This is a genomic window from Agromyces aurantiacus (genome assembly GCF_016907355.1).
Taxonomy (GTDB): Bacteria; Actinomycetota; Actinomycetes; order Actinomycetales; family Microbacteriaceae; genus Agromyces; species Agromyces aurantiacus.
Genome location: NZ_JAFBBW010000001.1, coordinates 1,990,453 through 2,012,294, shown reverse-complemented (window position 1 = coordinate 2,012,294; position 21,842 = coordinate 1,990,453). Strand labels below are relative to the sequence as shown.

The following is a 21,842-nucleotide window of genomic DNA, read 5'->3' as shown; positions in this document are numbered from 1 at the left end:
CTCACGCCTCCACCTCGCTCAGCGAGTTCGGGCGGCCCATCGCGCGGTCGACCCCGTCGAGGATGCGGTCGAGGTCGGGCAGGTGGTACTGCTCGAGCTTCGCCGGCGGGTACGGGATGTCGTGCCCGGTCACGCGCACGGGCGCGGCCTCGAGGAACTCGAAGCAGCGCTCGGTGATCGACGCGGCGATCTCGGCGCCCACGCCGCCCTGCTCGCCCGCCTCGTGGGCGACGACGAGCCGGCCGGTGCGCCGCACCGACGCCTCGATGGTGGAGTAGTCGACGGGCGCGAGCGAGCGCAGGTCGATGACCTCGATCGACACGCCCTCCTCCGCGGCGGCGGTCGCGGCATCCCTCGCGGTCTGCACGAGCGCGCCGTAGGTGACGAGCGTCACGTCGCGACCCGGGGCGACGACGGTGGCCACGCCCATGGGCCGTGCGTCGGCGAGGTTGGCGTCGAGGTCGACCTCGCCCTTGACGTGGTACCGGCGCTTGGGCTCGAGGAAGACCACGGGGTCGTCGCTCGCGATCGCCTGGCGGATCATGACGTACGCGTCGGCGGGGTTCGAGCACGCGATGACGCGCAGGCCGGCGGTGTGCGTGAAGTACGCCTCGGGCGACTCGGAGTGGTGCTCGGCCGCGCCGATGCCACCGCCGAACGGGATGCGGATGACGAGCGGCATGCGCACGGCGCCGCGCGAGCGGTAGTGCAGCTTGGCCACCTGCGCCACGATCTGGTCGAACGCCGGGTAGACGAACCCGTCGAACTGGATCTCGACGACCGGGCGGAAGCCGCGGTATGCGAGGCCGACGGCCGTGCCGACGATGCCGGCCTCGGAGAGCGGCGTGTCGACCACGCGGTGCTCGCCGAACTCGGCCTTGAGCCCGTCGGTGATGCGGAACACGCCGCCGAGCGTGCCGATGTCCTCGCCGAGCAGGACGACCTTGTCGTCGTCGGCGAGGGCGCGGCGAAGCCCCTCGTTGATGGCCTTGCCGAAGGTGATGGTCGTCATCGGGCGCCTCCGTCCTCGTCGCCGAACATGGCGAGGTACCAGGCGTACCGCTCCTTCTGCCGCTCGAGGTGGCTGTTGGGCTCGGCGTAGACGTGGTCGAACACGCTCATGGGCTCGGGGTCGGGGATCGCGGTGATGCCGGCGCGCAGCTCGGCGGCGGCGCGGTCGGCGGCCGTCTTCACGTCGGCGTCGACGGCCTCCATGTCGGCGCCGGATGCCTCGAGCAGGGCGTGCACGCGCGCGATCGGGTCGCGCTCGCGCCAGGTCGCGAGGTCGTCGTCGGTGCGGTAGCGCTTGGGGTCGTCGGCGGTGGTGTGCGGTCCCATGCGGTAGGTGACGGCCTCGATGAGCGACGGCCCCTCGCCGCGGCGCGCACGGTCGAGCGCCCAGCGGGTGACCGCGAGCACCGCGAGCACGTCGTTGCCGTCGACGCGGATGCCGGGCATGCCGAAGCCGTCGGCACGCCGCGCGAGCGGCTGGTTGGACTGCAGGCCGACCGGTTCGGAGATCGCCCAGCCGTTGTTCTGGCAGAAGAAGACCGTGGGTGCGCCGAAGCTCGCCGCGAACACGAAGGCCTCGTTGACATCGCCCTCGCTCGTGGCGCCGTCGCCGAAGTACGCGATCGAGGCGGCGTCGGAGCCTTCCCACTTCGCGCCCATGGCCCAGCCGACCGCGTGCAGCGCCTGCGCGCCGATGATGATCTGCGGGATCGCCATCCCCTTGTCGAAGGGGTTCCACCCGGACGGCGCGGCGCCGCGCCAGACGCTCAGCAGCTCGTGGGGCTGCACGCCGCGCAGCCACGCGATGGCGTGCTCGCGGTAGCTCGAGAACACGAAGTCGTCGTCGTGCAGCGCGCGCGCCGAGCCGATCTGCGCGGCCTCCTGCCCCGCGAGCGGCGGCCAGAGGGCGAGCTCGCCCTGGCGCTGCAGCGCGGTGGCCTCGGCATCGAGTCGGCGCACCACGGCCATGTCGCGATGGAGGGCGATCAGCGCGTCGGTGTCGACGTCGGCGATCCAGCGGTCGAACTCGGGGTTCGCGTGCCGGATGCCGGACTGGTCGAGGAGCTGGACGAGGTCGTCTGGGCGGGTGAGCAGCCCGGTCGCCTCTCGGTCGGAAGGGGTCATGTTCGAACCTCCGTGTCGGCTCGGCCGCGTCGTGGGCAGCCTCGCACCCGGCGCCGATGCCGGATATCGGCAGCGTACGACGATCTGGCAATCGGCTCAAGCAGACACGGACGCGTTGCGCACATTGCATGGTGCAGGCGGCTTCGACGGTGCTAACGTGTGGCGCTATGGACGGCTACGACGCGGTGGACCGCGCGCTGCTGCGGGCGCTCTCCGAGGACCCGCGCGCGACCGTGGTGGCACTGGCCGAGCGGCTCCGGATGAGCCGGAACACCGTGCAGGCCCGGATGTCGCGGCTGGACGCCGCGGGCGCGTTCCTCTCCTTCGAGCGCAGCATCGATCCCACCCCGCTCGGGTACCCCCTCGAGGCGTTCGTGGCCGTGCACGCCCGCCAGAAGGTCCTCGCCGAGGTCGTGCGCGCCCTCGCCGAGATCCCCGAGGTGATCCAGGCCCACGGCCTCTCCGGCCAGATCGACCTGCTCGTGCGCGTGGTGTGCCGCGACGCGCACGACCTGTTCCGCATCGACGAGGAGATCCTCGCGATCGACGGGGTCGAACGCACCGAGACCTCGCTCGCGATGGGCGAGCTGATCCCCTTCCGGCTCGCGCCGCTGCTGATGCGCTGAGGAATGCACCGCCATGCGCGTCGCCGTGCTCCGCTGCGAACGACTTCCGCGATTCGTGACGTGGGAGATCCCGGACGTCGACGCCCTGTTCGAGGACGACCGGCTCCTCATCGCGGCGCTGGGCCGCCGCGGCGTCGATGCGGTGCCCCTGGCATGGTCGGATGACGCCGACTGGGCGGCGTTCGACCTCGCCGTGCTGCGCAGCACGTGGGACTACGTCGACCGGCTGCCCGAGTTCCTGGCCGCCCTCGAGGCGATCGAGGCCCGCGGCTGTCGCGTCCGCAACCCGATCGATGCCGTTCGCTGGAACAGCGACAAGCACTACCTCGTGGACCTCGCGGAAATGGGAGTGCCCGTCGTGCCGGTCATCCGCGCGTCGTCCGTCGAGCGGGCCGCCGTCGCACGCGCTGTGGCGGCGGCGGGATGGGACGAACTGGTGGTCAAGCCGACCGTCGGCGTCGGCGGGGCCGGCGTCGTCCGGCTGCGCGCCTCGCGGCTGGTCGACCACCTCGCCTCGACGAGCGGCCCCGTGTTCGTGCAGCCCTTCGCCCCGGCGGTGCTCGACGAGGGCGAGTACTCCTTCGCCGTGATCGGCGGCGAGGTGAGTCACGCGCTGCGCAAGCGCCCGGCCGAGGGCGACTTCCGAGCACACGGGATCTACGGCGGCACGATCGAGCGGCACACTCCTACCGAGAGCGACCTTATGGAGATCCGCGAGCTCGCCGCGCGCCTGCCCTTCGAGCTCGACTACGCCCGGATCGACGTCGTGCGGTTCGCCGGGCGACTCCGCGTGCTCGAGCTCGAGCTCATCGAACCCATCCTGTACCTCGGGATGGCGGACGGTTCGGCTGACATGCTCGCCGACGCGGTGCTGCGCCACTTGCGCACCTGAACGCCTCCCAAAGAACCTGTTGCAAAGAACCGCTTGCAAAGGTTTCTTTGCAACGCTATCTTTGCAACATGAGCGACGACAACGACCTCGAAGCCTGGCCGAGCAGCACCCGGCACCCCGGGATCGACCACATCCTCCCCTCCGAGAGCCTCAAGAGCCTCGCCCACCCGCTGCGCGTCCGGATCTACGATGAGCTGTCCGCGTACGGCCCGTTGACGGCGAGCATGCTGGGCGAACGCCTCGGCGAGACGAGCGGAGCGACGAGCTACCACCTCCGCCAGCTCGCGCGCTCCGGGCTCGTGCAGGAGGACGAGAGCCGCGGCAAGGGCCGCGAGCGCTGGTGGGAGCGGCGCCCGGGCTCCATCGCGATCCCCGAGGCGCGCGACCTGCCGCCCGGCAGCGCCGAGCGCTTGGCGGTCCGCCTCGTCGAGGACGAGTGGTACCGCTCCCGCGAGCAGAACTTCCGCGAGTTCCTCGCCGACGGCGACCAGGTCTTCGGGCGCGACTGGCTCGACGTCGCGACCTCCGACACCATCAACATCCGGCTGACGCCGGAGCAGCTGCACGGGCTCGTGACCGAGATCGACGCCGTGCTCGAGAAGTACATCGGCGCCTACAAGCGCACGCCCTCGCCGGGCTCGCGGCCCGTGCAGGTCCACATCAACGCGTTCCCGCTCGTGCGCGGCGAACCGACCGACCATCCAGACGAGGAGTCACGATGAACACCGCCATCCTCTCCCCCGGTTCCGGCCTGGTCGCCGGACTGGCCGTCCGCACCGGGCTCGACCTCGCCGGCTGGGGCCTGCGACGGGCCGCACGCCGCACCGACCGCGACCGGCTCCTCTCGCGCATCGAGGCCCGCGCCGCGGCCGAGGCCGCACTGGCCGAGCGCGACGAGCTGATCCGCCGCGCCGGGTACCTGCCGCTCTGACACCCTGCCGCTCTGACACCCGGCCGCCCCAGACGACGGATGCCCCGCCCGAACATGTCGGGCGGGGCATCCGTTCGCTCAGGCGAGGACTACGCGTCGGCGCCCTCAGCGGGCGCGTCGGCGTGGACCGGCTCGGCCTCGCGGCCGTTGGTGTCCGCGTCCTCCGCGACGACCGGCGCGAGCGAGAGCTTGCCGCGGTCGTCGATCTTGGTGATCTCGACGAGCAGCTTCTGGCCGACGCCGAGCACGTCCTCGACGTTCTCGACGCGCTTGCCACCCGCGAGCTTGCGCACCTCGGAGATGTGCAGCAGGCCGTCCTTGCCGGGCAGCAGCGAGATGAACGCGCCGAACGCGGCGATCTTCACGACCGTGCCGAGGAACTGCTCGCCGACCTCGGGGTTGGTCGGGTTGGCGATCGCGTTCACGGCGGCGCGGGCGGCCTCGGCCGAGGGGCCGTCGGTCGCGCCGATGTAGACCGTGCCGTCCTCCTCGATCGAGATCTCGGCGCCCGTCTCATCCTGGATGCCGTTGATCGTCTTGCCCTTGGGGCCGATGAGCTCGCCGATCTTGTCGACCGGGATCTGCACGCTGATCACGCGCGGCGCGGTGGGCGCCATCTCGTCGGGGCCCTCGATGGCGGCGTTCAGCACCTGCAGGATCGTGGTGCGCGCCTCCTTCGCCTGGGTCAGCGCGCCGGCGAGCACCGACGCGGGGATGCCGTCGAGCTTCGTGTCGAGCTGGATCGCGGTGACGAACTCGGAGGTGCCGGCGACCTTGAAGTCCATGTCGCCGAGCGCGTCCTCCGCACCGAGGATGTCGGTGAGCGCCGCGTAGCGGGTCTCGCCGTCGACGGTGTCGGAGATGAGGCCCATCGCGATACCCGCGACCGGCGCCTTCAGCGGCACGCCCGCGTTCAGGAGCGACAGGGTGGACGCGCAGACCGAGCCCATCGAGGTGGAGCCGTTCGAGCCCAGCGCCTCGGAGACCTGGCGGATCGCGTACGGGAACTCCTCGCGGCTCGGCAGCACCGGCACGAGGGCGCGCTCGGCGAGTGCGCCGTGGCCGATCTCGCGACGCTTCGGCGAACCGACACGACCCGTCTCACCCGTCGAGTAGGGCGGGAAGTTGTAGTTGTGCATGTAGCGCTTCTTGGTGACCGGGCTCAGCGAGTCGATCTGCTGCTCCATCTTGAGCATGTTCAGCGTGGTGACGCCCAGGATCTGGGTCTCGCCGCGCTGGAAGATCGCGGAGCCGTGCACGCGCGGGATGACCTGCACCTCGGCGTCGAGCGGCCGGATGTCGGCGAGCCCGCGGCCGTCGATGCGCACGCCCTCGGAGAGGACGCGCGAGCGGACGACGTGCTTGGTGACCGACTTGTAGGCCGCCGAGACCTCGCCGTTCGCCGACTCGGGCAGCTCGCCCGCGTCGACCTTGGCCGCGATGGCCTCCTTGACGCGCGCCTTGAGCGCGTCGTCGGCGTCCTGTCGCTCGACCTTGCCGGCGATCTGGTAGATGCCCTTGAGCTCCTCGAGCGCGAGCTCCTCGACCGCGGCCTTCGTCGCGTCCTGGTAGGGCGGGAAGGTCGGGTAGTCGGCGGTCGGCTTGGCGGCGGTCTTGGCGACCTCCTGCTGCGCCTCGACGAGCTGCTTGATGAACGGCTTCGAGGCCTCGATGCCCTGGGCGATGACGGTCTCGTCGGGCTTGACGGCGCCGGCCTGGATCAGGGTGAAGGCGTTGTCGGTGGCCTCGGCCTCGATCATCATGATCGCGACGTCCTGCGAGCCGTCGGCCTCGGTCACGACACGGCCGGCGACGACCATGCTGAAGACCGCGTCCTCGAGCTGCGAGTGCTTCGGGAAGCCGACCCACTGGCCGTCGATCAGGGCGACGCGCACGCCGCCGATCGGGCCGGAGAACGGCAGGCTCGACAGCTGCGTCGAGAGCGACGCGCTGTTGATCGCGAGCACGTCGTAGAGCTCGTCGGGCTCGATGGCGAGCACCGTCACGACGACCTGGACCTCGTTGCGCAGGCCCTCGACGAACGAGGGGCGCAGCGGGCGGTCGATCAGGCGGCAGGTGAGGATCGCCTCGGTCGAGGGGCGGCCCTCGCGACGGAAGAACGAGCCGGGGATGCGGCCCGCGGCGTACATGCGCTCCTCGACGTCGATCGTGAGCGGGAAGAAGTCGAAGTGCTCCTTCGGCTGCTTCGACACCGACGTGGCGGAGAGCAGCATGGTCTCGTCGTCGATGTAGGCGACCGCGGAGCCCTGCGCCTGCTGGGCGAGACGGCCGGTCTCGAAGCGGATGGTGCGGGTGCCGAACCGACCGTTGTCGATGACCGTTTCGGCGAACGTGATCTCAGGACCTTCCAAGAGGTCTTCTCCTTTGTTTTACGTCGCACCCCGTGGTGGGCGCGACTCATACGTCAGGAGCAGGAACAGGCATTACGAAACGCATCAGGCGATGCGCTCACGCTGGCCACCAGTAGAAGTCCACCAACCCGCTCGGTTTGGTGATCCACCACAGGGGACCAGCTTCCTGCCGGCCTGCTCCGGTGCGTGCTCGATACGAGCACGGTGCTCGATGTGCAGTTGTGCCGCCTGGTCGATCCGAGCGGATGCGGTACCGGTTCACGGCACCCCAGACGGTGGTGGCCCATCGGGCGACCGGATCCAGCCTAGCAGAGGGGTGCTTCGCGGCATCCGTGCCAGACTCGTGGACATGACGCCCGACGAGCAGAGCAGCACGGAGCCCTCCGAGGAGACCAAGCGCAAGTTCCGCGAGGCGCTCGATCGCAAGAACGACGCGGCGAGGAACCGCTCGGGCGAGTCGCACCTCGACGGCACCTCCGCCGCGAACCATTCGCACGGCCCCGCCGATCACCGGCGGGAGTTCCGCCGCAAGAGCGGCTGAGCACCGGCGCACCTCCCCGAAGACGCCCCTCGCGGCGGCGCACCCCCTCGCGGGATCGCCCGATGAGGAGTTACATGGGTCGAGGACGCACCGTCCGATGCGTCCCGATTCGTTCGAGGGGGAACGCCATGTCATCGGTCGCACGGGTCACCACGATCACCGCGTACTCGGAGACGAGCTTCGAGGATGCCGTCTCGGTCGGCATCGCGCGCGCGGCGGCGACGCTGCGGGGCGTCAAGGGCGCCTGGGTCAAGGAGCAGAAGGTCACGGTCGAAGGCGACCGCGTCGTCGAGTGGTCGGTGACCCTCGAGGTCACGTTCGTGCTCGACGACTGAGCGCGGCGCGAACGGCGGATGCCGCGACCGACGTGCGGTCACGGCATCCGGGCGAGCCCTGGCGGAGCTACTCCCCCGCGAGTCCCCCGAGCAGGTGCCCCATCGGGCGGTCGAGTGAGAAGGGATCGCTCACGCGGTCGCTTCGGTCGGTGCGCTCGACGAGGTCGGCGAACTCCTTGGCGCCGCGGAAGATGCGGTCGGGCAGGGACCGCACGCCGTCGCCGCCGTCGCCCCAGTCGCCCGTGGCGGCGAACACGCCGGTGGTCACCGGGATCGCGTGGAGGTAGGTGAACAGCGGGCGGATCGCGTAGTCGATCGCGAGCGAGTGCCGCGGCGTGCCGCCGGTCGCCCCGATGAGCACCGGGAGGTCCGTGAGCGCGTCGGGGTCGATCACGTCGATGAACGACTTGAAGAGCCCGGCGTAGCTCGTCGTGAAGATCGGCGTCACTGCGATGAGGCCGTCGGCCGCGGCGACCGCGTCGAGCGCGGCCTGGAGCTTGGGCGGGGCGAAGCCGAGCAGCAGGTGGTTCGTGATGTCGTGCGCGAGGTCGCGCAGCTCGAAGACCTTCACCTCGACCTCGATGCCGCGCTCGCCGAGCAGGCCGGCGGCGTCGGACACGAGGCGGTCGGCGAGCTGGCGGGTCGAACTCGGGGTCGACAGGCCCGACGAGACGATGACGAGCTTCTTCGTGGTCATCGCGCACCCGCCGTCCGGGTCGCGGCCGGACCGAAGGACGAGCCGGAGGCCGCCGCGGCGACGGGCTCGGCATCCTGGTACGGCGAGCCGGCGGTCAGGTTGTCGCCGCGGTTGGCGCGCGGGGTCGCCTGGCGGGGCGCCGCGTCGCCGTACTTCGCCGCGACGAGCGAGGCGTGGGTCGGCGCGTCGGGCACATCGGCGGGGCGGTCCTTCGCGAACTCTCGGCGGAGCACCGGCACGACCTCCTCGCCGAGCAGGTCGAGCTGCTCGAGCACGGTCTTCAGCGGCAGGCCGGCGTGGTCGATGAGCCAGAGCTGGCGCTGGTAGTCGCCGACGTAGTCGCGGAAGCCCAGCGTGCGGTCGATGACCTCCTGCGGGCTGCCGACGGTGAGCGGCGTCTGCTGCGTGAAGTCCTCCATGCTCGGGCCGTGGCCGTAGACCGGCGCGTTGTCGAAGTACGGCCGGAACTCGTTCACGGCGTCCTGCGAGTTCTTGCGCATGAAGACCTGGCCGCCGAGCCCGACGATCGCCTGCGCGGCGGTGCCGTGGCCGTGGTGCTCGTACCGCTGCCGGTACAGGGCGATCATGCGAGCGGTGTGCGACGCGGGCCAGAAGATGTGGTTCGCGAAGAAGCCGTCGCCGTAGTAGGCGGCCTGCTCGGCGACCTCGGGCGTGCGGATGGAGCCGTGCCAGACGAACGGCGGGACGTCGTCGAGGGGCCGCGGGGTCGAGGTGAAGCCCTGCAGCGGGGTGCGGAACTTGCCCTCCCAGTCCACGACGTCCTCGCGCCAGAGGCGGTGCAGGAGCTCGTAGCTCTCGATGGCGATGGGCAGGCCCTGGCGGATGTCCTTGCCGAACCACGGGTAGACCGGGCCGGTGTTGCCGCGGCCGAGCATCAGGTCGGCGCGGCCGCCCGAGACGTGCTGCAGCATCGCGTAGTCCTCGGCGAGCTTCACCGGGTCGTTGGTGGTGATGAGCGTCGTGGCGGTCGAGAGCTGCAGCGTCGAGGTCTGCCCGGCGATGTACGCGAGGGTCGTGGTCGGCGACGAGGACCAGAACGGCGGGTTGTGGTGCTCGCCCAGCGCGAAGACGTCGAGCCCGACCTCCTCGGCGTGCTTGGCGATCGTCAGCGTCGCCTGGATGCGCTCGGCCTCACTGGGGGTCCGACCGGTCGTCGGGTCCTGCGTGATGTCGCTGACGGTGAAGATTCCGAACTGCATGTCGCCCTCCTGGGCTCCTCGTCTTGCTTCATGCGTTTGCATGCAATTGGGTTGAACGGATGTCTCCCCCGAACTATTCCCCAGCCCGACCGTCGAGGTCGAGCACCGCTTCCGCCGCCTCGACGAGCGCGACCCCGTAGCCGCGCCCGGTCCGACACCGGTGACGCCCGCTACGCGCGCGCCGCCGGCGGCCGCCAGCCAGGCGAGTCCCGCCGCCTCGGCCTCGAAGAACCCCTCGGCGCGTCGTCCCGGCGCTTGACGATCGTCTCCACGGCCCCAGTCTCGTGGACGAGTGCGGGGCCCGCCGCTCTCGCGACGGGCCCCGCACGATTGATCCCCGCTACTCGGTCTCGTGCGGGCCGTGGTGGTGGCCGTCGCCGACGAGGTCGGGGTCGAGACCGCCGGCGTTGCCGCCGATCGTCCCCTCGGGCCCCGACGGCGCGGGCAGGCCGAGGCCGCCGGGGATGTCCGCACCGGCGACGCCGTTCACGGACTCGGTGGTGTACGAGTACGCGAGCACCGCGAGGGCGATCGCGTCGACGTTCACGTCGAGCGCCCGCTGGTTCACGTTGGCCAGCGTGTCGCACGCCTGGTGGTAGCACGGGTCGTACGATGCCCCGGCCGTGCCGCCCCAGATCGAGGCCTGCTCGGCGGTCTTCACGATCTCGGCGCCGGTGAACAGGCCGCCCGCCGGGATGCCGACGCGGATGAACGCGTCGTAATCGCTGCGACCGCTGAACTGGGCGTCGTCGTACGGCGCGCCGACCGACGTGTAGTAGCCCTCGAACAGCTTCTCGATCTGGATCGAGCCGTCGGGGATCGGCACGCCCTCGGGTGCGAGCCAGCCGGACTCGTCGCCGTCGTACACCATGAAGATGTAGTTGGGCGAAGCGACCATGTCGAAGTTGAGGTACAGCGCGATGCGGTCCCGCTCCTCCTGACTGAGCTCGGCGACGTACTCCTCCGAACCGATCAGGCCGCTCTCCTCGGCGCCCCACCAGGCGAGGCGGATGGTGTTCTGCGGCTCGAGCTTGGAGAGCTGCTGCGCGAGCTCGAGCAGCGAGGCGGAGCCGCTGCCGTTGTCGTTGATGCCCGGACCGGCCTGGACCGAGTCGAGGTGGGCGCCGGCCATCACGACGTTGTCGTCGTTGAGGCCCGTCTTCTCGGCGATGACGTTCTTCTGCGGGCGCGACTCGGGTGCCGGGACGAAGATGTTCGCGATCGACCCCGCCTGCGAGAGCGCGACGCCCTGCTCGTAGCTGGCCCCGACGACCGGGATGTCGACGACATCCGAACCGCCGAGCGTGCCGACGATGAGGCCGTTGCGCGCATCGGTCGTGTCATTGCCCTGGTTGAAGATGACGACGCCCGCGGCACCGGCCGCCGCCGCGTTCAGCGCCTTGACGCTGAAGTTGCAGGTTCCGCGCTGGATCAGCGCGATGCTCCCCGCGGTGAAGCCCGCGAAGTCGGCCGCGTCGCATCCGCTCGAGCTCGTGTTGCCGAGGCCGAGCTGCAGGTCGACCGGCGATACCCCAGCGGTGACGTCGCCCGCGCCGCTGCCCGTGAACGGACCGGTCGGGTACTCCGCGGAGATCGGCGCGAGCTGCGTGAGCGTGGACGGCCCGACGTACGTGTACGGGAACTCGTCGATGCTGACGCTCCATCCGGCCGCCTCGAGCGTGTCGACGACGTAGTCGACGCTCGCCTCGTACCCGGGCGTGCCGGCGGCGCGGGTGCCGCCGTTGTCGTCGGCGATGTCCTGGAGCGCCTGCAGGTGCTCCGTCGCACCGGCGGCGTTCACGCACTCGAGGAGCTTGGTGATCGTGTTGTTGTTGCGGGTATCGCACACCTTCGCCTTGGGGGCGGCGAGTGCGGCGCCGGCGGGCGCGAGCGCCAGTGCAGCGAGCGCGGATGTCGCGGTCGCGAGCACCACGGCGCGGCGGGAAAGCCTTGCAGATCGATACATCGTCTCTCCTTCTCGGGGAGCGTCCTCGTCGACGCTCCTCAGTCGAGAGGCTATGCATCTTCTGTGAGCCGGACCAGACTTGACTTCTGCTCAGTTCCACCGTATGCGCCCGGGAGCATGCGCCCTCAGCGTCCGGGCGACTCCGGCGCCACGGCCCCGAGCCCGCTGAGATCGAGATCCACGCGGTACGGCCGCGCGGAGCCCTCGATGCGTGCGGGCACGCGCAGGAACCGGCCGGCGCCGCGGAGCTCGTCGAGCCCGTCGCGCCATCGCGCGTCGGCGGCATCCGGCAGGAATCCGGCGTGCCGGGGCCGACCCTCGCCGACCAGCTGCACGCCGATGCGGTAGCGCGGCGAGAGCCACCGACGTGCGCGCGGCACGAGCACGGCCCGCTGCTCGGCGCCGCCGTGCAGGCGCGCGAGTTCGATCGCGGGCTGGTGACGGTGCGTGTCGGCCACCGGGACGACCGTGCGCAGTTCGCCGCCGGCACGTGGCGCGTCGACGACCTCGAGCGCCTCGAGGTCGTCGACCTCGCCCATCGTGTCGGGATTGCGCGTGCGGCGTTCGCGCACGAGCCCGGCGATCAGCCACGCGCCGGCGAGCGCGATCGCCGCCATGAGGACCGCGAACCCGATCCCCGACTCGGGTCGGATGAGGCCGGTCAGCACGAGCAGCGCGACGAGCACGAGGTAGGGCAGGGGCTCCCAGTGGAGCGGGGAGACGAAGCGGGGCGCGGACACCCCGACAGGCTAGCGGAGGGCGTCGAGCCGCGAGCCGACCTCCTCGAGGACCGCCTCGGTGCCCGCGTACAGTCCGTGCTCGCGCGGGCGATGGGTCACCACGTCGGTGAAGCCGAGGTCGCGCGCACGGCCGACCGCGTCCTCGAACGCGCCGACGCTCGCCATCGAGTACCGCCCGTCGTCGTCGAGCGAGAGCACGCGGTCGAGCTCGGCCGGGTCGCGCCCCTCGGCCGCGCACGCGTCGTCGAGCCGCGCGGCGAGGTCGGCGACACCGCTCCACCACGCGGCATCCGTGTCGGCCTGCGGCCCCGTGGTCACCCACCCGGATCCGAGCCGCGCGGCCAGGCGCAGGGCTCGCGGCCCGTTCGCCGCGATGAGGAAGGGCACGCGCGGCTCCTGGTCGGGTTCGCCGACCATGCGGGCGCCGACCGCCGAGTACCAGTCGCCCGAGTAGGAGATGCCCCGCCCCGAGCCGCGTTCGTGTCGCAGAAGCACGTCGAGGGCCTCGGTGAACTCGCGGAACCGCTCGAACCGCTCGCGCGCCGTCAGCTCGCCCTGCCCCAGCACGAACGCGTCGAACCCGGTGCCGCCGGATCCGAGGCCGAGCACGACGCGACCGCCCGAGACCTGGTCGAGCGTCGCGACGTCCTTGGCGAAGGGCACGGGGTGCCGGTAGTTGGGGCTCGCGACGAACGTGCCGAGCCGGATCCGCTCGGTGACCATCGCGGCGGCGGTGAGGGTCGGCACGGTGGCGTGCCAGCGCTCCCCCGCGAGGCCGCGCCACGAGAGGTGATCGTAGGTCCACGCATGGTCGAAGCCGAGCTGCTCGGCCTGGCGCCACAGGCGACCCGCCTCGGGCCAGTCGTACTGGGGCAGGATGACGAGTCCGAAGCGCATGACGCGAGACTATCCGCGCCGGGCGGGCGCGGGGGTCTCGACGGGCGCCGTGACGGGCACGAGGTCCATGTCCAGTGCGACGGATGCCGCATCCGCCGGCGCGCGCTCGAGGCGGACCAGCACGATCCCGCCGAGGATGAGCACGCCGCCGAGGACCTGCAGCGGGCCGAGCGCCTCGCCGAGGAGGATCCAGCCCACGATGCCCGCGAAGACGACCTCGGAGAGCCCGAGGAACGAGGCGAGCCGCGCACCCAGCATGCGGATGGCGGCGATGCCCGCGGTGTACGCGAACGCGGTCGAGACCGCGCCGACGGTGACGAGCGGCACCCACCACGGCGCCGTGCCGCCGAGGAAGTCGACCTCGCCGAACGTGGCCCTCATCGGGAGCAGCCCGATCGCGCCGGTGGCCGCGAGCGCGATCGCGCCCACCACGAAGCCCGAGGCGATGAGCGCGACGGGCGGCACCTGCTCGCTCGCGCGCTCCCCGATCGCGTAGTACACGCAGACGCCGATCATGGCGATCGCCGCGAAGAGCAGGCCGAGGGGGTCGAGTGCGCCCCCGCCGGGCCCGATCACGAGCACGAGGCCGGCGATCGCGAGCACCGAGCCGCCGAGCACGATCAGCTGCGGCATCCGCCGGGTGCGCACCCAGGCGAACAGCACGAGCGCGATCGGCGCGAGGTACTCGATGAGCAGCGTCATCGACACCGGGATGCGCTCGAGCGAGGCGTAGAAGGCGACCTGCACGCTCGCGACGGCGACGAGGCCGTAGAGCAGGACCGTCCACCGGGCGCGCCAGAGCGGCCGCAGGTCGAAGCGCAGCGCGATGAGGCCGGGGATCGAGAGCAGCACGGCCGCGATCGAGATGCGGGCCAGGACGGCCGCGCCGGGCGTCCATCCGCTCTCGAGGAGCGGCTTGACGAACACGCCGCCCGCCCCGAAGGCGAGCCCGGCGCCGAGTCCGAGCGCGATGCCGACGAGTCCTCGCGATGCGCGCATCGCCGCCTCCCTCCGAGTCGCGGGCCGTCGCCCCCGTCATGGGCGAAGACCGTTATGCTCGTGACAGTACTCGCGCCGACGTCAGGAGTCAAATGATTTTCACCGATGACACGACGGCCGCCCTCGGGTTCATGGCCGCGGTGGCCGACACGGTGCCCGGCGCGTCGGAGTCCGGCGAGGACGAGCTCTCGTCGACCGCGCAACTCGAGGGCCTCCTCGACGCCTGGGGGTTCTCCGGCCGTCGCGACGGCGACCGGAGCGAACTCGACGAGGTGCGCGCGGTGCGGGAGCGCCTGCGCGACCTGTGGACCCTCGAGCGCGACGACATGGTCGACGCCGTCAACGCCATCCTCGCCGAGAACAACGCCACCCCGCGCCTCATGCGGCACGACGACCTCGACTGGCACATCCACGCGGTCTCGCAGGACTCCCCGCTCGCCGAGCGCATGCTCGTCGAGGCAGCCATGGCGCTCGTCGACGTGATCCGCGCCGACGAGACGCGCCGGCTCGCGCGGTGCGACGCCGACGACTGCACGGGCGTGTTCGTCGACCTGTCCAAGAACGCGTCGCGCCGCTACTGCAGCGTGCGATGCGGCAACCGGATGGCGGCGAGGGCGCACCGTGCACGCGCGGAGGACGCCGCATCCTGAACGAGCGGATGCCGCGGGCTACCCCAAAGCCCGCGGCATCCCGTCTGCGATCCGAGGCCGACAGGCGTCAGGCGACCTGCCCGGCGTGCGCACCCTCGGAGATCTCCTCGATCGTCGCGTCGATGAAGGCGGGCAGGTCGTCGGGCCGCCGGCTCGAGACCAGCCCCTCGTCGACCACGACCTGCTCGTCCACCCAGTCGGCGCCGGCGTTGGCCAGGTCGGTCCGGAGCGACGGGTACGACGTCATCCGGCGCCCGTGCAGCACGTCGGCCTCCGCGAGGATCCACGCCCCGTGGCAGATCACGGCGACCGGCTTGTGCTGCTCGAAGAAGCCGCGCGCGAACGCCACCGAGGGCCGGTCCATGCGCAGGTGATCGGCGTTCACGACGCCGCCCGGCAGCACGAGCGCGTCGTAGAGGTCGGCTTCGACGTCGGATGCCGCGTGGTCGACCTCGAACGCGTCGGCGGGCTCGACGTGGTTCATGCCCTGCACGGTGCCGGTCTCGGGGGCGATCAGCTCGACCTCGGCGCCCGCCGCGCGGAGCGCCTCCCACGGCCGGGTGAACTCCACCTGCTCGAATCCGTCGGTCATCAGGAACGCGACGCGCTTGCCCGTGAGTCGCTCGGCCATCCGATGCTCCTTTCGTGGACCGTCTTCACGCTAGGCAGGCGAACCGACGCGACGGCAGGGGGTTGACAGGTCGAAGTGCCCGCGGCGCCCTCGAGTCGGCCGCTAGAGTGCCGCCGACGCCGTGCCCGCGCCGCAGGCGCACCGAACCGGAGGCCGAGATGACCGATTCCGCCGAGCCCGTCCCGTTCACCATCGACGACTTCGCCGAGCGGATGGGCCGCGCCGCACGCGCCGCCGGCGCCGAGGGTCTCGACGGCCTCCTCGTCACGCCGGGACCCGACCTGCTCTACCTGACGGGGTACGCGCCGGTCGCGATCACCGAACGCCTCACCCTGCTCGTCGTGCCCGTCGACGGCCGGCCGAGCCTCGTGGTGCCCAAGCTCGAGCGACCCGATGCCGAGCGCGCGGCGGGCGCTCCGGCGCTGCGCCTGCTCGACTGGACCGACGGAAGCGACCCCTACGAGACCGCGGCCCCGTTGCTCGGGCCCGGGCGCTACGCGGTCTCGGACTCGGCGTGGGCGATGCACCTGCTCGGCCTCCAGGGCCGACGGACCGACACCTCGTACGTCGCGATGACGACCGCCCTGCCGATGCTGCGCGCGGTCAAGGACGCCGACGAGCTCGCGCGCCTCGCCGCCGCGGGCGAGGCCGCCGATGCCGCCTACGCCGAGATCCTGAAGGTTCGCTTCGCGGGCCGGACCGAGCGCGAGGTCGCGGCCGACCTCGCGGCCCTGCTCCTGCGGTTCGGGCACTCGCAGGTGGACTTCACGGTCGTGGGCTCGGGCCCGAACGGTGCGAACCCGCACCATGAGATCGGCGACCGTGTCATCGAGCACGGCGACATGGTCGTGCTCGACTTCGGCGGCCTGAAGCACGGCTACGGCTCGGACACCACCCGCACGGTGCACGTCGGCGAGCCGACCGAGGAGGAGCGCCGCGTGCACGAGATCGTGCGGCGGGCGCAGCAGGCCGCGTTCGAGGTCGTGCGCCCCGGCATCGAGTGCCAGGAGGTCGACCGGGTCGCCCGCGCGGTGATCGCCGAGGCGGGGTACGTCGAGTACTTCATCCATCGGGTGGGCCACGGCATCGGGCTCACGACCCATGAGCCGCCGTACATGGTCGAGGGCGAGCACCGCCGGTTGCAGCCGGGCATGTGCTTCTCGATCGAGCCCGGGATCTACCTGCCCGGCCGATTCGGCGTGCGCATCGAGGACATCGTGGTGGTCGAGCCCGACGGCGGGCGCCGACTGAACCGCACCCCGCACGAGATGGCCATCGTGGCATGACGAAGGCCCCCGCGCCGCGCCGAGTGGGCGGGCCGGGGGCCTTCGCAAGAAGTTCGCGGTGTCATCCGAGAGCCGCGGCGGGTGCGTCGCTCAGCGGCGCAGCCCGAGACGCTCGATGAGCGAGCGGTAGCGGTTGATGTCGACGTCGGCGAGGTAGCCGAGCAGACGACGACGCTGACCGACGAGGAGCAGCAGGCCACGACGCGAGTGGTGGTCGTGCTTGTGCGCCTTGAGGTGCTCGGTGAGGTCCTTGATCCGCTTGGTGAGGATCGCGATCTGGACCTCGGGGGATCCAGTGTCACCGGGGTGCGTCGCGTACTCTTCGATGATCGCCTTCTTGTTCTCTGCATCCAGAGCCATAGATGGGATCCCCTTCCTTCTCGTTGCGCGCTGCCCGGGGCGGGATGCCTGGGCTCTCTTGATGCGCGGCCGATTCACGGCAACCTCAGGAGTCTAGCAGAGCGGATGCCGCGACCCGACGGCGGCGGCGACCAGCGGCCCCCGTTCACGGTTCATGGTCGAGTATTCCTCAGGTATAACCTGTCGGTGGGGGCGTCGGAGATGCTCGACGAGATGAAGCGGTCGGAACTCGAGGCGCGGGTCTACTCCCGCGCGGGCGCGGACGACCCGCGCGAGGAGCACCTCGATCCGGTCACCGGGCGCCGCGTCTGGGTGAGCGACAGCGAGTGGCAGTTGCGGCTGGACGACATGACGGGCGCCGGGCGGGATGCGTCGGGCGACGCGCCTCCGCCCACGGCGATCGCCTCCCCGCCTCCGCGCGCGGCCGACGTGAGCGCCGCGGCGCGCCGCGCCCGGTCGTCGGGCCGCATGCGTCGACGTCCGCCGGCCGTGGTCGCCGCCCTGATGGGCGTGCTCGCCGGCGCGGGATTCGTCGCCGTGTGGTCGTGGGCCGACGACGCCGCGCACCGCCCGCCCGCCGTGCGGGTCGAGATCACGCCGAGTGCCGAGCCCGAGGCGAACACCTGGGACGCGCCGCTCGGCGCCGCCTTCGACGTCTTCCGGGACCGCGACCGGTCGCCGGGATCGATGCCGGGCTGGCTCACGGACCTCTTCCCGGCCTCCCGCATCGCGCAACTCGTCGGACCGGCCGACGAGATCCGCGGCGCGGGCGTGTACGCCGCCGTCTCCTATACCGCGATCGCCTGCCTGGTGGTGCGCCTGGACGCCGACGGCATGATCTGGAACTGCACCTCGCTCGAGCATGTCGCCGACGACGGCATGGTCCTGCGCACGCCGATCCCCGCCGGGCTCGCGACCGGTCGCGACGACGACGGCGACGGCGTGGCCGGTGACGCCGTGCACAACGACCTCCTCGTCGTCGAATGGCACGACGACGGCACGTTCCTCGTGACGCGCACCGCCGGGTAGGCGCGCCGGCGTTCCGGGTGCAGGATGGCGTCATGGCGTTCGCGATCAAGCGCATCTACGACGCGCCGGAGGCCTCCGACGGGCACCGCGTGCTCGTCGATCGGCTCTGGCCGCGCGGCGTCTCCAAGGAGCGCGCCGAGCTCGACGAGTGGGCGAAGGACGTCGCTCCCTCCCCCGACCTGCGCGCCGAGTGGCACCGCAGCGACGACCCCGCCCGCTTCGACGAGTTCGCCGCGCGCTATCGCGCCGAGCTGGACGCGAACCCGGCCGCCGTGGCCCTCCTCGACGCCGGACGCACGCACGACCACGTCACGCTGCTGTTCGGGGCCCGCGACGAGCGCGCGAACCACGCGACCGTGCTGCTCGACTGGCTCGCGGCGCACGGGGCCGACGCCGAGCGCTGAGTTCGCGCCCGCCTACGCCGGCACGAGCGGGAAGATCGCCGGCCACCCGTTGTGCGCGTACACGATGACGCAGAAGACGACCGCGTCGAAGATGAGGTGCACGACGAGCACGTAGGTCAACGACTTCGTGAGCTTGAACGTATAGCCCTGGATGAGCGCGAACGGAATGGTCAGCAGCGGCCCCCAGGACTGGTAGCCGAGCTCCCACAGGAACGAGACGAACACGATCGACTGCAGCAGGTTGGCCTGCCAGGTCGGGAAGTGCCGGCGCAGCAGCGCGAAGACCGTGCAGATGAAGAACAGCTCGTCCCACGTGCCGACCGCGTTGACGCCGACGAAGAGACGCGCGATCTCGCTCGGCTCCGTCACCGTGGGCCAGTTCTGGTACACGCCCGAGGTGATGAAGTAGAACGGCAGGATGAGCCATCCGGCGAACGTCACGCCGATCAGGTAGAGCCATTGGGTGCGCGTCCGGCGGCGGCCGGTGCGCCACGGGAAGCGGATCACGTGCTCGCGGTAGACGTAGCGCGAGATCAGGTACGGCACCGCGACGGCGAGCCCGAGCACGAGCGCGAACCGCACCATCGCGGGGAACGAGATGTCGGCCTCGAGCGGCATCGTCGAGATGATCGCCTGCCCGAGGGCGATGAGCGCGAGGTCGGGCAGCAGCCGCTCGGTGCGCCCGGAGCGATCGACGAGCCACGCCGCGACGAGCCCCGCGGCCAGCACCGCGTAGCCCGCGAGGTTCTGCATGAACCCGAACAGCAGGATCGCCGCACCGCACACGAGCGCGGCGGGCACGAGCGCGATCGGATGCGTGCGCACCTCGATCGAGGCGGGGGCGGTCACGGGCACCCTCCTACCTTCGCACGGCGGGGCCCCGACACGGCGGCGGGGCGCCGCGGCCTGTCGGCGGCGCGTGCCACGATCGACGCATGACCCGGATGCCGCCGGCCGCCGCCGCCGCCCGTGAACGCCGACCCCGCGCCGGCATCGTGCCCCCATGGCTGCTGCGTCGGGTCGCCGAGGCGACCGAGCACTACGACGTCGCGCCCGAAGCGGCACGACGGTCGCTTCGGCGCGATCGGCCGCTGCGCGACCTGCGCGCCGAGGCCGCCCACCCGCCGCTCGTCGCGCACGAGGAGGCGCGCGAGGGCCGGCCGTCCCTCGAGCCCTCGGGCGAGGCCGAGGCGCCGACCATTGCGGTCGAGCGACCCGAGCCGTCGCCCGACCGGCGCATCTCCGACGCCGAGCACCTCGAGACGCTGCCCGGGCGGCTCGTGCGTCGCGAAGGCGAGCCCGAGACGGGCGACGCCTCCGTCGACGAGGCGTACCACGGCCTCGGCGAGGTGTTCGCGCTGTTCCACCGCGTGTACGGGCGCGACGCGATCGACGGCGGTGGCGCGCCACTCGAGGCGACCGTGCACTTCGGCGACCGCTACGACAACGCCTTCTGGGACGGCGAGCGCATGGTGTTCGGCGACGGCGACGGCGAGGTGTTCCGCGGCTTCACGCAGTCGCTCAGCGTGATCGGCCACGAGCTCGCACACGGCGTCACCGAGGCGACCGCGCGGCTGCGCTACCGCGACCAGTCGGGCGCCCTCAACGAGCACGTCTCCGACGTGTTCGGTGCGCTGGTCGAGCAATACGCGATGGGCCAGGACGCCGGTGCGGCGACCTGGCTCATCGGCGAGGGCGTGTTCACCGACCTCGTGCAGGGCCGCGCGCTCCGGTCGATGCTCGAGCCGGGCACCGCCTACGACGACGACGTGCTCGGCCGCGACCCGCAGCCCGCCCATTTCCGCGACTACGTGCGCACCGACGACGACAACGGCGGCGTGCACCTGAACTCGGGCATCCCGAACCGGGCCTTCGCGCTCGCCGCGGTCGAGCTCGGCGGCTTCGCGTGGGAGCACGCGGGCCGGGTCTGGTACGACACGCTGACCGACGGCGTGCTCGGTCCGGACGACGGCTTCGACGTGTTCGCCGCGGCCACGCTCGCCGCCGCGAGGGCGCGCTTCGGGGCCGGCTCGCGCGAGGCGCGCGCGATCTCCCGAGGCTGGCGCGCCGTCGGTCTCGACCCGGAGTAGCATCCGACGCATGGACGTCGAGGTCGTGCGCAGCGGCGGCATCGCGGGGCTGCGGCTCTCGTGGACGGTGAACGTCGACGACCAGCCCGATCCCGAGGAGTGGGTGCTGCTCATCGAGCGGCTCCCGTGGAGCGAGACGCCCCCGGCGCCGCCGGAGCCCGACCGGTACACCTACCGGATCCGCTGCGAGCCGCACGAGGCGACGCTCGCCGAACGCCAGGTCACGGGGCCGTGGCGCGACCTCGTCGACCGCGTGCGCGATGTCGCGGAACCCGAGCGCGCAGCGGCCCGCCCCTCCGAGGGTCGACCGCCCGCTACGCCGGATCCGTCGTCGACGGGGTCGGAGCAGCCGGGGTTGCCGCCGTCGGGGCCGCCGCCACCCGTCCCGCCCGACTGACGGCGGGGGTCCCGGCGAGGCGGAGGATGCCGAGGGCGATGAGGCCCTGCGCGGCGAGGTAGGTCGTCATGACCGCGAGGTCGTGCAGCGCGAACCCGTAGCCGGGCAGGAAGCGGCCGAGCGCCAGCACCGAGTCGGACACCACGAACAGCGCCCCGCCGAGGGCGATGATCCCGCCGAGCCGTCCCGCGAGCGCCGCCATCGCGCCGAGGACGAGCCCGTACACGGCGACCGGGGCCAGCAGCGCGCCGAGGTGCGGCGCGAGCAGCGCGAGGAAGCCCGCGTACCAGACCGCGTAGACGGCGGTCCACGCCGGCATCCGCCGGCCGCGACCCGAGCCCGCGAACAGCACGACGTAGGCGACGTGCGCGGCGAGGAACGCGAGCAGGCCCGCGACGAACCATCCCGCGCCCGCACCCGTGAGCGCGGCATCGCCGGCCCACGAGAGGGCGATCGCCGCGAGCAGCAGCAGGGTCGACCGCGTCCGCGGCGGTCGCGCGAGAAGCACGCCCGCCGCGAGCGCCGGCATGAGCAGCAGCTTCGTGGCCGTCACCGCCGTGGGATCGGGCATCGCCTGGAGCACCACGAGGTGCACGAGCGAGAGCGCCGCGTACGGGGCGAACGCCAGGGCGGGAGCGCCCAC

At 71.9% G+C, this 21,842-nt stretch carries 25 protein-coding genes; 12 read left to right on the top strand and 13 right to left on the bottom strand.

The genetic code is table 11. From position 1 onward, the window contains the following. Nucleotide 1 precedes the first annotated feature (1 nt). Both JOD46_RS09505 and pdhA read right to left on the bottom strand, forming a co-directional pair. Nucleotides 2-1,012 (bottom strand): alpha-ketoacid dehydrogenase subunit beta, encoded by a 1,011-nt coding sequence (locus tag JOD46_RS09505; protein ID WP_204393694.1) that lies wholly within the window; start codon nt 1,010-1,012, stop codon nt 2-4. Then, a complete protein-coding gene (pdhA, locus tag JOD46_RS09500) occupies nt 1,009-2,136 on the bottom strand; it encodes a pyruvate dehydrogenase (acetyl-transferring) E1 component subunit alpha (RefSeq protein ID WP_204393692.1) in 1,128 nt (375 codons plus the stop codon). The genes JOD46_RS09505 and pdhA overlap by 4 nt, the downstream gene beginning before the upstream one ends. A gap of 167 nt (nt 2,137-2,303) precedes the next feature. Between pdhA and JOD46_RS09495 the strand changes: the two genes are divergently transcribed. The 4 genes from JOD46_RS09495 to JOD46_RS09480 all read left to right on the top strand — a co-directional run bounded on the left by JOD46_RS09495 (nt 2,304) and on the right by JOD46_RS09480 (nt 4,585). Then, entirely contained in the window at nt 2,304-2,762 is a 459-nt protein-coding gene (locus tag JOD46_RS09495; protein ID WP_204393690.1) for an Lrp/AsnC family transcriptional regulator, read from the top strand. Between the two features lie 13 nt (nt 2,763-2,775). Beyond that, nucleotides 2,776-3,654 carry an ATP-grasp domain-containing protein gene (locus JOD46_RS09490; RefSeq protein ID WP_204393688.1) on the top strand — a complete coding sequence of 293 codons (879 nt, stop codon included), beginning with the start codon at nt 2,776-2,778 and terminating at the stop codon, nt 3,652-3,654. A 68-nt stretch (nt 3,655-3,722) separates the two neighbouring features. Then, nucleotides 3,723-4,376 carry an ArsR/SmtB family transcription factor gene (locus tag JOD46_RS09485; RefSeq protein WP_204393686.1) on the top strand — a complete coding sequence of 218 codons (654 nt, stop codon included), beginning with the start codon at nt 3,723-3,725 and terminating at the stop codon, nt 4,374-4,376. Continuing rightward, nucleotides 4,373-4,585: a hypothetical protein gene (locus tag JOD46_RS09480; protein WP_204393684.1), complete on the top strand. Its 213-nt coding sequence runs from the start codon at nt 4,373-4,375 to the stop codon at nt 4,583-4,585. Before JOD46_RS09485 ends, JOD46_RS09480 begins: the two co-directional genes overlap by 4 nt. A gap of 89 nt (nt 4,586-4,674) precedes the next feature. Here the strand turns inward: JOD46_RS09480 and JOD46_RS09475 are convergent, their stop codons facing one another. Further along, nucleotides 4,675-6,957: a polyribonucleotide nucleotidyltransferase gene (locus JOD46_RS09475; RefSeq protein ID WP_204393682.1), complete on the bottom strand. Its 2,283-nt coding sequence runs from the start codon at nt 6,955-6,957 to the stop codon at nt 4,675-4,677. 349 nt (nt 6,958-7,306) lie between these two features. Here JOD46_RS09475 and JOD46_RS09470 point away from each other — a divergent pair, with 349 nt between their 5' ends. Further along, on the top strand, nt 7,307-7,498 hold the full coding sequence (locus tag JOD46_RS09470; RefSeq protein WP_204393680.1) for a DUF5302 domain-containing protein: 192 nt from the start codon (nt 7,307-7,309) through the stop codon (nt 7,496-7,498). A 128-nt stretch (nt 7,499-7,626) separates the two neighbouring features. After that, nucleotides 7,627-7,833 (top strand): dodecin family protein, encoded by a 207-nt coding sequence (locus tag JOD46_RS09465; protein WP_204393678.1) that lies wholly within the window; start codon nt 7,627-7,629, stop codon nt 7,831-7,833. Nucleotides 7,834-7,900: 67 nt separating this feature from the next. On the opposite strand, the gene JOD46_RS09460 is transcribed toward JOD46_RS09465, so the two are convergent. The 6 genes from JOD46_RS09460 to JOD46_RS09435 all read right to left on the bottom strand — a co-directional run bounded on the left by JOD46_RS09460 (nt 7,901) and on the right by JOD46_RS09435 (nt 14,352). Further along, nucleotides 7,901-8,530, bottom strand: coding sequence for a CE1759 family FMN reductase (locus JOD46_RS09460; RefSeq protein WP_204393676.1), 630 nt, complete (start codon nt 8,528-8,530; stop codon nt 7,901-7,903). Next, a complete protein-coding gene (locus JOD46_RS09455; RefSeq protein WP_204393674.1) occupies nt 8,527-9,750 on the bottom strand; it encodes an LLM class flavin-dependent oxidoreductase in 1,224 nt (407 codons plus the stop codon). Before JOD46_RS09455 ends, JOD46_RS09460 begins: the two co-directional genes overlap by 4 nt. 340 nt (nt 9,751-10,090) lie before the next feature. Then, nucleotides 10,091-11,716 (bottom strand): M28 family metallopeptidase, encoded by a 1,626-nt coding sequence (locus tag JOD46_RS09450; protein ID WP_204393672.1) that lies wholly within the window; start codon nt 11,714-11,716, stop codon nt 10,091-10,093. Nucleotides 11,717-11,841: 125 nt separating this feature from the next. Then, nucleotides 11,842-12,456 (bottom strand): hypothetical protein, encoded by a 615-nt coding sequence (locus tag JOD46_RS09445; protein WP_204393670.1) that lies wholly within the window; start codon nt 12,454-12,456, stop codon nt 11,842-11,844. A 9-nt stretch (nt 12,457-12,465) separates the two neighbouring features. Further along, the gene (locus JOD46_RS09440) at nt 12,466-13,353 is read right to left on the bottom strand and encodes an LLM class flavin-dependent oxidoreductase (RefSeq protein WP_204393668.1); all 888 of its coding nucleotides are present in this window, start codon (nt 13,351-13,353) and stop codon (nt 12,466-12,468) included. 9 nt (nt 13,354-13,362) lie between these two features. After that, nucleotides 13,363-14,352: an EamA family transporter gene (locus JOD46_RS09435; RefSeq protein ID WP_204393666.1), complete on the bottom strand. Its 990-nt coding sequence runs from the start codon at nt 14,350-14,352 to the stop codon at nt 13,363-13,365. A gap of 92 nt (nt 14,353-14,444) precedes the next feature. On the opposite strand from JOD46_RS09435, the gene JOD46_RS09430 reads away from it, so the two are divergent. Continuing rightward, nucleotides 14,445-15,002 carry a CGNR zinc finger domain-containing protein gene (locus tag JOD46_RS09430; RefSeq protein ID WP_204393664.1) on the top strand — a complete coding sequence of 186 codons (558 nt, stop codon included), beginning with the start codon at nt 14,445-14,447 and terminating at the stop codon, nt 15,000-15,002. A gap of 67 nt (nt 15,003-15,069) precedes the next feature. Here JOD46_RS09430 and JOD46_RS09425 read toward each other — a convergent pair whose 3' ends face one another. Beyond that, complete coding sequence (locus JOD46_RS09425) at nt 15,070-15,633, bottom strand: type 1 glutamine amidotransferase domain-containing protein (RefSeq protein WP_204393662.1); 564 nt, start codon at nt 15,631-15,633, stop codon at nt 15,070-15,072. 158 nt (nt 15,634-15,791) lie between these two features. Here JOD46_RS09425 and JOD46_RS09420 point away from each other — a divergent pair, with 158 nt between their 5' ends. Continuing rightward, nucleotides 15,792-16,919: an aminopeptidase P family protein gene (locus JOD46_RS09420; RefSeq protein WP_204393660.1), complete on the top strand. Its 1,128-nt coding sequence runs from the start codon at nt 15,792-15,794 to the stop codon at nt 16,917-16,919. Nucleotides 16,920-17,009: 90 nt separating this feature from the next. On the opposite strand, the gene rpsO is transcribed toward JOD46_RS09420, so the two are convergent. Beyond that, complete coding sequence (gene rpsO, locus JOD46_RS09415) at nt 17,010-17,279, bottom strand: 30S ribosomal protein S15 (RefSeq protein ID WP_092670694.1); 270 nt, start codon at nt 17,277-17,279, stop codon at nt 17,010-17,012. A 186-nt stretch (nt 17,280-17,465) separates the two neighbouring features. Here rpsO and JOD46_RS09410 point away from each other — a divergent pair, with 186 nt between their 5' ends. Together JOD46_RS09410 and JOD46_RS09405 are read left to right on the top strand one after the other, a co-directional pair. After that, nucleotides 17,466-18,308 (top strand): hypothetical protein, encoded by an 843-nt coding sequence (locus tag JOD46_RS09410; protein ID WP_204393658.1) that lies wholly within the window; start codon nt 17,466-17,468, stop codon nt 18,306-18,308. Between the two features lie 32 nt (nt 18,309-18,340). Beyond that, nucleotides 18,341-18,712, top strand: coding sequence for a DUF488 domain-containing protein (locus JOD46_RS09405; protein WP_204393656.1), 372 nt, complete (start codon nt 18,341-18,343; stop codon nt 18,710-18,712). A 12-nt stretch (nt 18,713-18,724) separates the two neighbouring features. Here JOD46_RS09405 and JOD46_RS09400 read toward each other — a convergent pair whose 3' ends face one another. Further along, entirely contained in the window at nt 18,725-19,561 is an 837-nt protein-coding gene (locus tag JOD46_RS09400; protein WP_372432354.1) for a CPBP family glutamic-type intramembrane protease, read from the bottom strand. Between the two features lie 86 nt (nt 19,562-19,647). Between JOD46_RS09400 and JOD46_RS09395 the strand changes: the two genes are divergently transcribed. Together JOD46_RS09395 and JOD46_RS09390 are read left to right on the top strand one after the other, a co-directional pair. Continuing rightward, nucleotides 19,648-20,802, top strand: coding sequence for a M4 family metallopeptidase (locus tag JOD46_RS09395; protein WP_239562670.1), 1,155 nt, complete (start codon nt 19,648-19,650; stop codon nt 20,800-20,802). Between the two features lie 10 nt (nt 20,803-20,812). After that, the gene (locus JOD46_RS09390; protein WP_204393652.1) at nt 20,813-21,199 is read left to right on the top strand and encodes a protealysin inhibitor emfourin; all 387 of its coding nucleotides are present in this window, start codon (nt 20,813-20,815) and stop codon (nt 21,197-21,199) included. Here the strand turns inward: JOD46_RS09390 and JOD46_RS09385 are convergent. Beyond that, entirely contained in the window at nt 21,117-21,842 is a 726-nt protein-coding gene (locus tag JOD46_RS09385; protein ID WP_307834983.1) for a lysoplasmalogenase, read from the bottom strand. The genes JOD46_RS09390 and JOD46_RS09385 overlap by 83 nt on opposite strands.

Coding starts and splice junctions, on each gene's coding strand:
- JOD46_RS09465 (WP_204393678.1), top strand. CDS start 7,627: ATGTCATCGGTCGCACGGGTCACCACGATCACCGCGTACTCGGAGACG.
- JOD46_RS09430 (WP_204393664.1), top strand. CDS start 14,445: ATGATTTTCACCGATGACACGACGGCCGCCCTCGGGTTCATGGCCGCG.
- JOD46_RS09440 (WP_204393668.1), bottom strand. CDS start 13,353: ATGCGCTTCGGACTCGTCATCCTGCCCCAGTACGACTGGCCCGAGGCG.
- JOD46_RS09470 (WP_204393680.1), top strand. CDS start 7,307: ATGACGCCCGACGAGCAGAGCAGCACGGAGCCCTCCGAGGAGACCAAG.
- JOD46_RS09390 (WP_204393652.1), top strand. CDS start 20,813: ATGGACGTCGAGGTCGTGCGCAGCGGCGGCATCGCGGGGCTGCGGCTC.
- JOD46_RS09480 (WP_204393684.1), top strand. CDS start 4,373: ATGAACACCGCCATCCTCTCCCCCGGTTCCGGCCTGGTCGCCGGACTG.
- JOD46_RS09490 (WP_204393688.1), top strand. CDS start 2,776: ATGCGCGTCGCCGTGCTCCGCTGCGAACGACTTCCGCGATTCGTGACG.
- JOD46_RS09395 (WP_239562670.1), top strand. CDS start 19,648: ATGACCCGGATGCCGCCGGCCGCCGCCGCCGCCCGTGAACGCCGACCC.
- JOD46_RS09420 (WP_204393660.1), top strand. CDS start 15,792: ATGACCGATTCCGCCGAGCCCGTCCCGTTCACCATCGACGACTTCGCC.
- JOD46_RS09450 (WP_204393672.1), bottom strand. CDS start 11,716: ATGTATCGATCTGCAAGGCTTTCCCGCCGCGCCGTGGTGCTCGCGACC.
- pdhA (WP_204393692.1), bottom strand. CDS start 2,136: ATGACCCCTTCCGACCGAGAGGCGACCGGGCTGCTCACCCGCCCAGAC.
- JOD46_RS09505 (WP_204393694.1), bottom strand. CDS start 1,012: ATGACGACCATCACCTTCGGCAAGGCCATCAACGAGGGGCTTCGCCGC.
- JOD46_RS09485 (WP_204393686.1), top strand. CDS start 3,723: ATGAGCGACGACAACGACCTCGAAGCCTGGCCGAGCAGCACCCGGCAC.
- JOD46_RS09460 (WP_204393676.1), bottom strand. CDS start 8,530: ATGACCACGAAGAAGCTCGTCATCGTCTCGTCGGGCCTGTCGACCCCG.
- rpsO (WP_092670694.1), bottom strand. CDS start 17,279: ATGGCTCTGGATGCAGAGAACAAGAAGGCGATCATCGAAGAGTACGCG.
- JOD46_RS09405 (WP_204393656.1), top strand. CDS start 18,341: ATGGCGTTCGCGATCAAGCGCATCTACGACGCGCCGGAGGCCTCCGAC.
- JOD46_RS09425 (WP_204393662.1), bottom strand. CDS start 15,633: ATGGCCGAGCGACTCACGGGCAAGCGCGTCGCGTTCCTGATGACCGAC.
- JOD46_RS09435 (WP_204393666.1), bottom strand. CDS start 14,352: ATGCGCGCATCGCGAGGACTCGTCGGCATCGCGCTCGGACTCGGCGCC.
- JOD46_RS09495 (WP_204393690.1), top strand. CDS start 2,304: ATGGACGGCTACGACGCGGTGGACCGCGCGCTGCTGCGGGCGCTCTCC.
- JOD46_RS09455 (WP_204393674.1), bottom strand. CDS start 9,750: ATGCAGTTCGGAATCTTCACCGTCAGCGACATCACGCAGGACCCGACG.